This window comes from Pseudomonas sp. CFBP13528, from assembly GCF_005233615.1.
Taxonomy (GTDB): Bacteria; Pseudomonadota; Gammaproteobacteria; order Pseudomonadales; family Pseudomonadaceae; genus Aquipseudomonas; species Aquipseudomonas fluorescens_AM.
The window spans coordinates 114773-127131 of sequence record NZ_QGAJ01000003.1 but is presented as its reverse complement, the minus strand read 5'-3'; the positions used below and the strand labels follow the sequence as shown (position 1 = coordinate 127131).

Annotated in this window: 10 protein-coding genes; 4 read left to right on the top strand and 6 right to left on the bottom strand. The window is 63.7% G+C overall.

All coding sequences use genetic code 11. The annotated features are described in order from the left end of the window. Position 1: 1 nt before the first annotated feature. The 3 genes from PspCFBP13528_RS07240 to PspCFBP13528_RS07230 all read right to left on the bottom strand — a co-directional run bounded on the left by PspCFBP13528_RS07240 (position 2) and on the right by PspCFBP13528_RS07230 (position 2645). The gene (locus PspCFBP13528_RS07240) at positions 2-724 is read right to left on the bottom strand and encodes a MotA/TolQ/ExbB proton channel family protein (RefSeq protein ID WP_101219837.1); all 723 of its coding nucleotides are present in this window, start codon (positions 722-724) and stop codon (positions 2-4) included. A 25-nt stretch (positions 725-749) separates the two neighbouring features. Next, complete coding sequence (locus PspCFBP13528_RS07235; protein WP_137199905.1) at positions 750-1556, bottom strand: energy transducer TonB; 807 nt, start codon at positions 1554-1556, stop codon at positions 750-752. A gap of 222 nt (positions 1557-1778) precedes the next feature. Beyond that, complete coding sequence (locus tag PspCFBP13528_RS07230; RefSeq protein ID WP_137199904.1) at positions 1779-2645, bottom strand: LysR family transcriptional regulator; 867 nt, start codon at positions 2643-2645, stop codon at positions 1779-1781. Positions 2646-2747: 102 nt separating this feature from the next. Between PspCFBP13528_RS07230 and PspCFBP13528_RS07225 the strand changes: the two genes are divergently transcribed. After that, positions 2748-3935 carry a CynX/NimT family MFS transporter gene (locus PspCFBP13528_RS07225; RefSeq protein ID WP_065949992.1) on the top strand — a complete coding sequence of 396 codons (1188 nt, stop codon included), beginning with the start codon at positions 2748-2750 and terminating at the stop codon, positions 3933-3935. Here PspCFBP13528_RS07225 and PspCFBP13528_RS07220 read toward each other — a convergent pair. Then, a complete protein-coding gene (locus PspCFBP13528_RS07220) occupies positions 3906-6230 on the bottom strand; it encodes a TonB-dependent receptor (RefSeq protein WP_137199903.1) in 2325 nt (774 codons plus the stop codon). The two genes, PspCFBP13528_RS07225 and PspCFBP13528_RS07220, sit on opposite strands and share 30 nt — an antisense overlap. 155 nt (positions 6231-6385) lie before the next feature. Between PspCFBP13528_RS07220 and PspCFBP13528_RS07215 the strand changes: the two genes are divergently transcribed. Both PspCFBP13528_RS07215 and PspCFBP13528_RS07210 read left to right on the top strand, forming a co-directional pair. Next, positions 6386-7330 (top strand): LysR family transcriptional regulator, encoded by a 945-nt coding sequence (locus PspCFBP13528_RS07215; protein ID WP_101219769.1) that lies wholly within the window; start codon positions 6386-6388, stop codon positions 7328-7330. Positions 7331-7513: 183 nt separating this feature from the next. Next, the gene (locus PspCFBP13528_RS07210; protein WP_137199902.1) at positions 7514-9121 is read left to right on the top strand and encodes an alkaline phosphatase family protein; all 1608 of its coding nucleotides are present in this window, start codon (positions 7514-7516) and stop codon (positions 9119-9121) included. Positions 9122-9241: 120 nt separating this feature from the next. Here the strand turns inward: PspCFBP13528_RS07210 and PspCFBP13528_RS07205 are convergent, their stop codons facing one another. Beyond that, positions 9242-10147: a TauD/TfdA family dioxygenase gene (locus PspCFBP13528_RS07205; RefSeq protein WP_137199901.1), complete on the bottom strand. Its 906-nt coding sequence runs from the start codon at positions 10145-10147 to the stop codon at positions 9242-9244. A gap of 181 nt (positions 10148-10328) precedes the next feature. Between PspCFBP13528_RS07205 and PspCFBP13528_RS07200 the strand changes: the two genes are divergently transcribed. Further along, entirely contained in the window at positions 10329-11249 is a 921-nt protein-coding gene (locus PspCFBP13528_RS07200) for a LysR family transcriptional regulator (protein ID WP_137199900.1), read from the top strand. A gap of 105 nt (positions 11250-11354) precedes the next feature. On the opposite strand, the gene PspCFBP13528_RS07195 is transcribed toward PspCFBP13528_RS07200, so the two are convergent. After that, complete coding sequence (locus PspCFBP13528_RS07195; RefSeq protein ID WP_065949987.1) at positions 11355-12356, bottom strand: ABC transporter substrate-binding protein; 1002 nt, start codon at positions 12354-12356, stop codon at positions 11355-11357. Between the last annotated feature and the right edge of the window lie 3 nt (positions 12357-12359).

Genomic DNA, 12359 nt, shown 5'->3' with positions numbered 1-12359 from the left:
CTCAGGACGCCTCCTTCACTTTCTGCGGGTTGCCGACACTGGCCTTGTTCAGCGCCGGATGCAGCAGCACGCGGAAGGCGTTCTTTTGCGCCAGGCTGTAGAAGTCGTGGGCAAAGTCGTCAAGGTCGGCAGCCGTCAGCTTCAGGCGGCGCAGGAAATAGTTGTAGACCAGCACCGCCGGCACCGCGACGGCAATCCCCACCCCCGTCGCGACCAGTGCTGCACCGATGGGCCCCGCCACGGTTTCCAGGCTGGCTGAACCGGCGGCGCTGATGCCCTTGAGCGCCTCCATGATGCCCCACACGGTGCCGAACAGGCCGATAAACGGCGAGGTACTGCCGATACTGGCGACCACCGCCAAGCCGGTTTCCAGGGAGCGGCGCTCACGCACGATCTGCTGGCGCAAGGCGCGCTCGAGGCGGTCCTGATGATTGATGGCCTGGCTCAGGTCAGCCGCGTGCGGGGTATCGCCCACCTGGATCGCGGCATACCCGGCCTGGGCCACCCGTGCCGCCGCACCCGGCTGGGTGTCGGCCAACTCGGCGGCGGCGTCGAGGCTCGATGCGGCCCAGAACTGTTTGTGAAACTTGCGATCCTGGGCCTTGAGACGCCCGAACTGCACGCCCTTCAACAATGCCAAGCCCCAGGTGGCGACTGAAAAGACCACCAGCAACCAGATCACCGCGCTTTCGATGGATTCAAGTGGAGATGCCAAAGCCATGATGTTTTCCCTCTGTGCCGCTGAATAATTAATGAATCTTGAAATCGATCGGTACGCTGACCCAACCGTCCTGGGCCACCTCACCCTGCTTGGCCGGCACGAAGCTCCAACGCTTCACGGCGGCCAATGCGGCGTCATCGAGTTGCTGGCGACCGCTGCTTTTCTGGAGCTGGATCTCACCGGGTTTGCCGCTGGCCAATACGTGTACCCGCAGCAACACGGTGCCCTCCCAACCACGCCGCTGAGCCAGTGACGGGTATTCCGGCGCCGGATTCTTCAGGTACGCGGCGTTGGCCGAAGCGGGCGTCACCGGCGCCGGCGCGGGTGCAGCAACCGGTGCCGGGGGCGCCGGTACAGGCGGCGCGGGCGGCTGTTCGATGGCCTTGGGTGCTGGCTTGGGCTCAGGTTTTGGCAGCGGCTTGGGTTTGGGCTTGACCACCGGTTTGGGCGGCGCCGGCTTGGCGGCCAACTCATCCACCACCGGCGGCGGTGGCTCGAGCACCGGAGGTGGCGGCGGCACCGGCGGCGGTGGTTCAACCACCGGCGGCGCCGGCCGGGAAAACTCGATGGTCATCGGCGGGATTTCCGGCGGCACCACCGGCAGCACCGGGGTGGGCTTCTGGCTCACCCAGTAGATCACCGCGCCGTGCAAGGCCAGCACCAACAATCCCAACAGCACGCCTTCGCGCCGGCTGGAAAAACGCTTGGGGGTCTGCTGCAGGCGCGACTGCCCCAACGGCGCGCGGTGCGGCCGGCCAAGGTCGACCAACTCACCGCTCGGTGCCAGGCGCCCTTGCGCCTCGGAGGCACGGGCGGCGGTCTGGACATTGCCCATTGATTCACTCCCTACGGTCTTCAACCAAAAAACCGGCGGACCTGCGTGGCAGGCCGTCCAGGGTTGAATCATCGGGCTGGGCGCTTATCTCTTAAAGTAATCTTTAAAGTTATGCTTATGCCTAATTTGAATAAATAAAACTGACTCATGCGCCAAAGCCACGGTCTGCGCGGCCTGGCGCCGAGGTCGAATTTTCCAATGCGTTTCAGGCATGCAAAATATTCAGTAGAGGCATGGCCCAACGGGGCTGTTTGCGCACAAATCGAACAGTTCAGCCTGCAAACACTGCCCTGCCGCACTCAGGCCGCTGCGGGCATACAACGCCAGGCGCACGCCTTGCACCACGGGCAAACCGCTTTCCGCGCCCAACACCACATGCCCGGCCTGCACCACCCTCAGCGGCAACAGACTCACGCCCAACCCCGCCGCCACGGCCGAACACACGCTGGCCAGGCTTGCGCTGGAATAGCCGATACGCCAGCGCCAGCCGCCCACTTCAAGGTGGTGCAGCATTTCATTGCGGTACAGGCCGCCCACGGGAAACGCCACCAGTGGCAACGGATCGCGTCCCAGGCACGGCGTGCTGCGGCTGTCCACCCAGCACAGCGGCTCGGGCCACGAGGCCAGGCAGTCATCGCTGCTGCCCATCTGCTTGACCAGCAACACGTCGAACTCACCGCTACGGTATTGGTGCTGCAACTCGGGGCCCAGGCCGCTGGTGACCTCCAGGCGCACCCGTGGATAGGCCAGCACAAACGCCGACAGCAGCGGCATCAACCGCTGCGCCGCAAAATCTTCCGGCACACCCAGGCGCAGCACCCCGTCACTTTGCTGGCTGATCATCACATCGGCGGCCTCTTCATGCAGCGCCAGGATGCGTCGCGCATAGGCCAGCAAGCGCTCGCCTTCGGCAGTGGCGACGACACGCCGTTGATCGCGGTCCAGCAACTGACACGCCACGGCATCTTCCAGGCGGCGGATCTGCTGGCTGACGGTGGACTGGGTCAAATGCAGGCGCTCGGCGGCGCGGGTGAAGTTGCCGCAGTCCACCACGGCGACAAAGCTGCGCAGCAATACCGGATCGAACATGATCATTCTCTTTGCCACTGATAGGCATGGTTATATTTAATTTCAGAATACTCGGGACGCTGGCCATACTCACGCCTCTTTTACCGAGTGCACAGGCGCTGCATGACCCTCAATAAATCCTTTGCCGGCTGGGGCCTGCTCGTAGTGCTCGGCCTCAACCTGCGGCCGATCCTCAGTTCCATCAGCCCATTGCTCGGTGAAATCCGCCAGGCCACCGGCCTGAGCTTCCAGAGCAGCGCCCTGCTGACCAGCCTGCCGGTGATCTGCATGGGGTTGGTGGCGCTGGTGGGCGTGCGCGTGGAAGCGCGGCTCGGTGAACGACGCGGCATCGCCCTGGGCCTGGTGATGATTCTGCTGGCGTGCCTGGCGCGCTGGCTGATGGGCCAGGCGTCGGCGCTGCTGGTCACCGCGTTGCTCGGCGGCGCGGGCGTGGCGCTGATCCAGGCGCTGGTGCCGGCGATGATCAAGCGCGAGTTTCATCACCGCGTACCGGTGGCGATGGGCGTGTATTCGGCCTCACTGATGGCCGGCGGCGGGCTGGCCGCGCTGCTCAGCCCGGTGGTGGCGACGCACTTCCAGCAGTGGCAGGCCGGGTTGGGTGTGTGGCTGTTGCCGGCCCTTGGCGCCTTGTTGCTCTGGGCGTGGTTGCCGCTGGGCGCCGCGAGGAACCCACACGTCGCCCCCGCCTTCAAGGGTTTGCGCAACCGCCGCGCGTGGTTGCTTGCGCTGTATTTCGGCCTGGTCAACTGCGGCTATATGAGCATGGTGGCCTGGCTGCCCGCCTACTATCAGCAGCTCGGGTGGGGCGTGCTGCCCAGCGGCTCGCTGTTGGCGTTCATGACCATTTTCCAGGTGATCGCTGCGCTGCTGATGCCGGTGCTGGCGCAACGCGGCATCGACCGTCGACCGCTGCTCGGCATCAGCCTGGTGGCGCAAACCCTCGGCTACCTCGGCCTGATCATCGCGCCGCAGGCCTTTCCCCACGTGTGGGTGGCCCTGTGCGGCTTCGGCCTGGGCGCGTGCTTCGCCCTGAGCCTGCTGCTGACCCTCGACCATCACCGCGACCCGCGCCAGGCCGGGCAACTTGCCGCCTTTGTCCAGGGCGTGGGCTTTTTGATCAACGCCGTTTCGCCGTGGCTGACCGGTTGGCTGCGCGAACTGACCGGCAACTTTGTCAGCGCCTGGATCGTGCTGACACTGACCGTGCTGGCCATGCTGCTGGTGACGCGGGTGTTCAGCCCGGCCACCTACCGCAGCGGGCTAGAAGTCGTAGCGCCCGGTCACGCCTAGGGTACGCGGGGCGCCCAGCAGGCCTTCGTATCCGCCGTTGCCGCCGGTCCACAGGGTGGTGTAGTAGGTTTTGTCGAAGGCGTTTTTCAGCCACAGCGACACGTCCCACTGGCCCTGTTGGTAGTTGCCGCGCAGGCCGGTGGAGAGGTTGACCAGCGCATAGGCCGGGATCTGCCCGTAGTCGGAGTCCTCCACGGTGCCCACTGCCTTGGAGCGGAAGGCATAACTGGCGGTGACGTAGGGTTCAAAACCGTTATCCAGGTTCCACTTGTACTCGCCGTTGGCGTTGGCGATCCATTTCGACGCGCCCACCACCTGGTGGCCGGTGAGGTCGCAGGACGTCGGTGCGCCGGGGCGCAGGCTGACTTCCGGCGGGCATGGCGCGTCCTTGTAAGACTGGTAACTCACATCGTTGAAGGAGCCGTTGAGGTTCAGCGTCAGGCCCTTGATCGGCACCAGCGTACTTTCCACTTCCACCCCCCGCGAGCGCACGGAGCCGGCGTTGGTGAGGTACTGCACACGGTTGTCCTGGTCGTAGGCGTTGGTCTGGTAGCCATTGACCTGGGTCCAGAACAGGTTGGCATTGAGCTGCAGGCGGCGATCCCACAACGTGCTCTTGAAACCCAACTCGGCGTTGTTGGCGCGCTCGGTGCCGATCAACAGCGAGTCGGCCCCCGCCGTCGGCGCCGAGCCCACCGCCAGGTTGACGCCGCCGGACTTCTCGCCGTGGGACAGCGTGGCGTAGCCCAGCAGGTTGTCATTGAAGTGATAACTGAGGTTGAGCAGCCCCGACGGGGTGGCGCTGTACTGCGTCAGGTCACCCGAGTCATACGCCCCGGTACGCCCGCGTCGCGCCGTGGCTGCGGCGCCGCTGACCGCAGCGCCGCCAAGCGGCGCATTGCGTGTCACCCAGGCACTTTTTTCTTCATAGGTGCCGCGCAGGCCGGCGGTGAAATCCAGGCGTTCGGTCAGGTGCCAGGTGCCTTGGGCGAACAGCGCAAAACTGTCGGTGCGGATATGCCCGTTGCCGATGCTGCTCACGTTGCTCAACGCGCCGCTCGGCGTGCCGTTCCAGATGTCGGCCTGGGGGCCGTAATAGGCGAAGGACTTGTTATCCAGGTCAGAGCCGAAGTAGTAGGCGCCGAGCACGTAATCGAAAAACCCGCCCTGGGGTGAAGCCAGGCGAAATTCCTGGGACCACTGCTTGTCCTCCACCGATACGCCGGCGTTATACGAGGCCGGCACGTTAAGACCGTCATCGTTGCGCGGGGTGAAATTCCACCAGCGATAGGCAATGACCGACGTCAGGGTGAAATCGCTCGGCAAGGTCCAGTTGGCCTCCAGCGAGGTGCCGCCCTGGAACACGGTGACGTGCTGGTCGTTGTCCAGGTTGACCTTGCGGTGTGTGCCATCGACCAGGGTCGCACCCGCGGCGTTGGCCCGGGACTGATAGAGGTTGGTGCCGTTGATGGTCGGCCCGGTGCTGTAGAGCACGCGCGTACCGGCGCTGGAGTCCTCCTCGTTGTAGTCGCCGATCCAGCGCAGGTTGAAGGCCTCATTGGGCTTGTACAGCAGTTGCCCGCGAAAGCCCTGGCGCGAACCGCCATTGAGGTCGTGGCCGTCATGTTCATTCTTGATGTCGCCGTCGCTGCGCGTGCGATAGGCCGAAAAACGCCCGGCCAATTCATCGGTAAGCGGCCCGGAAATCGTGCCCTTGGTCTGGAAATAACCGTCCTCGCCCAACGAGGTTTCGATGCTGCGCTCCGGGGTGAAACTCGGCGCGCGGGTGCTGATATTGATCACCCCCGCCGTGGTGTTCTTGCCGAACAGGGTGCCCTGCGGGCCGCGCAATACCTCAAGCTGCTCGATGTCCATCAGGTCGAACACCGCCATGCCGGGGCGCCCGAGGTAGACGTTGTCGATATACAACCCCACGCTGCCCTCCAGGCCGTCGCTGGCCGGGTTGTTGCCCAGGCCGCGAATCGACACGCTGGACTGGCGCGCATGCATATAGGCGACGTTGACGCTGGGCACCAGCTGCTGCAGGTCCTGAATGCGATACACCCGCTGGCTCTCCAGCGCCTGGCCGCCGACCACGCTCATGGGCGTCGGTACCGCCTGGGCGCTCTCGGTGCGCCGCCGCGCGGTGACCGTGACGGTTTCCAACTGGCCACTGGCGCTCTCGCCTGCCGGAGCCGGCTCGGCAGCATGACTGGGGGTCCAACTGGCACTGCCCGCCAGCAGCATCGCCAGGGGCAGGCGCTTGAAGGGTACAACGGGCTTGAACAGACTCATGGGCGGCTCCGGAACCCAGGAATATCCAGCAAGGCATATTCCTTAAGGTTATTTATTTATGGTTTTAAGAACATTTACTGCATAAGAGATAGCCTTTATAAGGAGTCGACCTAATGCATAGCCAATGCATTTCCCGGATATTTTTGATGTGAAAAATGCATATCGACCTGCGCCAACTTCGCCACTTCATCGCCCTCGCCGAACAGCGCAGTTTCGTCGCGGCGGCGTTGACGGTGAACCTGTCGCAATCGGCCTTCAGCCGCAGCATCCAGGCGCTGGAACACAGCACCGGCTGCCAGTTGGTCGACCGTGGGCGCAAAGACCTGGCGCCGACCAAACAAGGCCAGGTGCTGCTCGAACATGCCCGGCGCCTGGTCAGCGGCGCGCAGCAACTGGCCAATGAGATCAGCCAGTTCAACGGCCTGGAGGCCGGCGAGTTGCGCTTCGGTTGCGGCCCGGCGCCGGCCGGTGGCTTGATCCCCCGCGCCATCGGCAGTTTTATCGGGCGCTACCCCAAGGCACGCGTGCAGTTCCAGGTGGACGACTGGGAAAGCCTGAGCAAACGCCTGCTCAGTGAAGAGTTCGAGTTTTTCGTCGCCGACACCCGCCACTTCGAAGCCAACCCCGACTACCACACCCACCGCCTGCGCCCGCGCCGCTGGTATTTCTGCTGCCGCATCGGGCACCCCCTCGCCACCCACGACAGCGTCAGCCCCGCCGAACTGATGAGCTACCCCCTGGCCGTGACCATCCGCCCGCCGAACCTGCGCAAAGTCATCGTCGACCTCAGCGGCCGACCGGATTACCAGCCCAACGTCGAATGCGAAAACGGCTACAGCCTGCTGGGCGTGGTACTGCGTTCGGACGCCATCGGCATCGTCAGCGCCAACAGCGACGTGCTGCACATGGCCCGGGGCGAGTTGGTGTGTTTGAAGATCGAAGGACTGGATGAAAATCTGGAGGAGCGCTACACCCGCTACGGGATTGTCAGCCGTGCGGGGTATCGGCTGTCGCCGTTGGCGGAGGCGATGATTGAGCAGATCAAGGAAGTAGATGAGTTGGATGAAGATATTTGTACGCTTGAGAATATCGCGGTCTGAACCGGCGCCATCGGGGGCAAGCCCCCTCCCACATTTGGAAGGCATTTGAAGTGTGGGAGGGGGCTTGCCCCCGATGGCAACACCCATGCATTCACTGCATGAAACCCAGTCCCCAAATGCACTTGCCAGCGCCCCACCCAAACAGCGAAAAAACCTCACCTATCTTCCATCCGGTGAGCCTCCATGTCCCAACCCCAACCCGTACGCAACGTGCTCTACATCATGTGCGACCAACTGCGCCGCGATTACCTGTCGTGCTACGGCCACGCCCACTTGCACACCCCGAACATCGACCGCCTCGCCGCAGCCGGCGTGCGTTTCAGCCGCGCCTACACCCAGGGCACCATCTGCGGCCCGTCGCGGATGTCGGCCTACACCGGGCGCTATGTCAGCAGCCATCAGGTGGCGTGGAACGCCGTACCGCTGCCCCTGGAAGAGCTGACCATCGGCGACTACCTGCGTCCCCACGGCATCCGCACCGCGCTGGTGGGCAAGACCCACGCCACGCCAAACCTGGACGCCCTGCAGCGCTTGAATATCGACCCTGAAAGCGCCCAGGCCGAGGTGCTGAACGAAGTGGGCTTCGACACCTATTTCCGTCACGACGGCATCTACCCCGACAGCCCGCTGTTCGAGGACAAACGCGAGTCCGCACCCTACACCCATTACCTGCGCGAGCAGGGCTACAGCGGCAGCAACCCGTGGCATGAATGGGCCAATGCCGCGCAAGGTGAAAACGGCGAAGTGCTCAGCGGCTGGCACATGCGCAACGCCGGGTTGCCGGCGCGGGTTGCCGAGCAGCACTCGGAAACCGTCTACACCACCGACCGCGCCATCGACTTTATCCAGGAGCAGGCCGAACAACCCTGGTGCCTGCACCTGTCCTACATCAAGCCGCACTGGCCCTATATCGCCCCGGCGCCTTACCACGCGCTGTATGGCGCCGAGCATATCAAGGCGCCGATTCAACCGGCGCACACCAGCGATCACCCGGTGTACCAGGCGTTTCGTCAACACCAGGAGAGCCTGAACTTCTCCCGCGACGAGGTGCGGCTCACGGTGATTCCAACCTACATGGGGCTGATCAAACAGATCGACGACCAGCTCGGGCGGCTGTTCGATTTCCTGCAAAGCAACGGGCGCTGGAATGACACGCTGATTGTGTTCACCAGCGACCACGGCGACTTCCTCGGCGACCACTTCCTCGGTGAAAAGGAATTCCTGCTCGAACCTGCCGTGGGCATTCCCCTGATCGTGCGCGACCCGCGTGCCAGTGCCGATATCAGCCGTGGCTCGGTGGATGCGCGCCTGGTAGAGACCATCGACGCACTGCCGACCTTCCTCGACGCCCTGGGCCTGCCCGCCGCCGAGCACCGCCTGGAAGGCCGCTCGCTGATCCCGCTGCTGCACGGTGAACCGACCCCTTGGCGTGACTATGCGATTGCCGAGTACGACTACGCCTTCCAGGCCCCCGCCCGCGAGCGCCTGGGCCAGCCGATCGACCGTTGCCGCATGACCATGGTGCGCAGCGAGCGCTGGAAATACCTGGCGTATGATGGCTTCCGCCCGCAGCTGTTCGACCTGCACAACGACCCGCAGGAAGTACACGACCTGGGCGCCGACCCGGCCTATGCCGACGTGCGCGAGGTGCACCTGGGTTATCTGTTCGACTGGCTGCGCGGGTTGAAGCGGCGAACCACCATCAGCCACACCGAGATCGAAGTGCGTGGCCAGTGGTTTCGCTACGGTGAGCCGGAGGCGGAGAAGGTGGTGCAGATCGGCGTCTGGTAGACGATGCAAATCACTGTGGGAGGGGGCTTGCCCCCGATGGCGGTGTGTCAGCCACCGAAAGGTTGACTGACACTCAGCTATCGGGGGCAAGCCCCCTCCCACATTTGGATTTGTGTTTGCTTAGCGGCCTTTGGTGGTTTTGCTGGATTGTCCGTGCACACCCACCGGCACATCGCCCTTGAGCGTCACCCGGCGCACGATACGCTCCTGGGTGCCGTAGTCGTCCACCGCGTAATGCTGGGTGGCGCGGTTGTCCCAGATCGCTACGTCGCCGCTGTTCCAGCGCCAGCGCACGGTGTTTTCCAGGCGGGTGACGTGGCTTTGCAACAGGTTGAACAGTTGCGTCGAGTCGGCCTGGGAATAGCCTTTGAGGCGCTTGACGAAGTGCCCCAGCAGCAGGGTTTTCTCACCGCTGACCGGGTGCACGCGCACCACCGGATGCTCGGTTTCATACACCGTCGAGGTGAACACCTTGCGGTACTCCTCGAGCCGCTCCGCCGCCACATCCGGCTTGAGCGCGGCGTAGTCGTATTCGTTGCTGTGGATGGCCCAGAGGTTATCCGCCAGGGCGCGTAGCTCGACGCTGAGGTCGTTGTAGGCCGCCGAGGTGTTGGCCCACACGGTGTCGCCACCGGATGCGGGCGCCAGCACCGAACGCAGGATCGAGGCTTTGGGGTAGGCATCGACGAAGGTCACGTCGGTGTGCCAGGAGTTGGCGCGCTGGCCGCGCGTGCCGTCCAGCTCCATCAGGAAACGCGTGCCGTCACGCACCGGCACGGTCGGGTGGGCAATCGGTTCGCCGAGCAGGTGGGCAAAGGCTTCCTGGCTCTGGTCGTCGAGGTGGGACTGTTCGCGAAAGAAGATCACCTTGTACTGCACCAGCGCTTGCTGGATGGCGTCGACAGTGGCGGCATCGAGATGACCCGACAGCTTGATGCCACGGATCTCGGCGCCGATGCGGCCGGCAACCGGATGAATGTCCAGTGCCTGGGCGATGGGTTGAACAGCTAATGCGGCGTTGCTCATTGTGGTGACCCTCATGTGCCTGCGGATGGTGGAACGCTCGCCGGCAACGCTCTATTCATATGCATTTTAGATCTAGCAAATGAACTAATGATTCGTTGACGGAATAAGAGCTTGCATTTAAAACCTCAGCTCCGTCGCTCGCAAATGCCTTCGACCTATTTTTCAAATGCCGGGAATGCATATGGATCTGCGTCAACTGCGCTACTTCATTGCCCTCAACGAACACCGCAGTTTCGTACGCGCGGCGGACGCCATGGGCATCACTCAACCGGCGTTCAGCCGCAGTATCCAGGGGCTGGAACAGGAGTTCGGCTGCGTGCTGGTCGACCGTGGCCACAAGGACCTGCGCCCCACACCCGAAGGCCAGGTGGTGTTGCAACACGCCCTGAGCCTGGTGCACGGCGCCGCCTTGCTGAGCAGTGAAGTCACGCGCATGACCAAACTCGATGCCGGGGACCTGCGCTTCGGCTGCGGCCCGGCGCCGGCGGTGAAACTGGTGCCGGATGCGGTGGCGCGGTTTATCAGCGCGCACCCGAAAATCCGCACCAGTTTCCAGGTGGATAACTGGGAAAAACTCAGCCGCGCCCTGAGCCGCGAGGAGATCGAATTCTTCATTGCCGACATCCGCCAGTTCGAAGCCGACCCGAACTTCCAGACCCGTGCGCTGACCGCCAAGCGCGGCGTGTTTTTCTGCCGCCCGGGGCACCCGCTGCTGGCCAAGGACAGCCTGTCGACCAATGACATGTTCGACTACCCGCTGGCGGCGCCGCTGATCTCCCAGGGCATTCGCAAACTGCTGGCAAACCTGAGCGGGCGCATGGATTTTTCGCCGAGCATCCAGACCGAACACTTCCCGGCGCTGGTGAAAATCGTGCTGCAGTCCAACGCCATCGGCGTGGGCACCGAGGAAGCGTTCGCCGAGGACATCGCCAGCGGCGCGCTGGTGCTGCTGCACTGGCGCAATCTGCCGCAGAACATGGAGACCCTGAGTGCGCGGTGCGGAATCGTCAGCCGCACGGGGGCGCGGTTGTCGCCGGCGGCCAAAGCGATGATTGAGGTGTTGGTGGAGGTCGACAGGCAGGAGGTGAGTGTGGCGGTCTGAACGGCCTCATCGGGGGCAAGCCCCCTCCCACATTTGAACTGTGAATACCTTCAAAGTGTGGGAGGGGGCTTGCCCCCGATAGCTATAGCCCAGGCACCACCAGACTCAAAGCCCCGCCGCCGCCAACCCAGGCGCCACCCAATCACTCACCTGAAACGAGCGGCGAATCAACTTCTCCCTGGAAGCCAGATCCACCGCATCCTGCAATTTGCCCAGGAACACCGGGTCCAGCGTCGCCGGGAAAATCTGGCTGAGCTGCTGGTCCTTCAAATCATTGCCCAGGATCACTGGCGGATAACTGGCCAGCCCCGACACCAGCTCGATGTAGGCCTGTTTGTTGTTGTCATCGGTCAACCATTGCACCGCCTGCTGCTGGGCCTTGAGCAACTTGGCCACCGCGTCGGGATGCCCGTCGACAAACTGTTTGCTACCCACCAATACCGCCTGGATGCTGCCGGCGCCGTTCAGGTCCTTGGTGGTCAGGGCGATCTCGGCCAGCCCCTTGGCTTGCAGCGCCGTGAGGTTGGAGCCGCCCCAGGTCGCGTCGATCTGCTTGGCGGCCAACGCCGCACCGGCAGCGTTGTAATCCAGGTTGATGACTTTCAGGTCCTTTTCACTCAGGCCCTGGCTGGCCAATGCGCTGTCGAATGACAATTGGCTGGCCGTGCCGCGAAACACCGCGACGCGCTTGCCCTTGAGGTCGTGCAGGGTCTTGATGCCCGAGCCCGGCACCACGCCCAGATACTGCTTGATGTCACGCGCGGTAGCGCTGAGCAGGCGGGTATCCAGCCCATTGGAACGGCCGATGATGGCCGCCAGGTCGCCGAGATAAGCGAGGTCCACCTGGCCATTGGCGAAGGCTTCATTGATCACCGGGCCCGCGCCCTTGAAGTAATTCCATTGAATCGTGATGCCCTGGTCGGCAAAGGCCTTTTCGAAGATCTGCTGTTGGCGTAATACATCGGTGATGCCGCCGCCGCTGTGTTGGCTCCCGGCGCTGAGGTCTGGCACGGCAATGCGGATTTCCTTGAGCTCGGCGGCCTGCACCAGACCCGCCAGCGCGGTAGCGGCGAACAGCGTGATCAGACGTTTGAAGGGCAGTTTCATAAG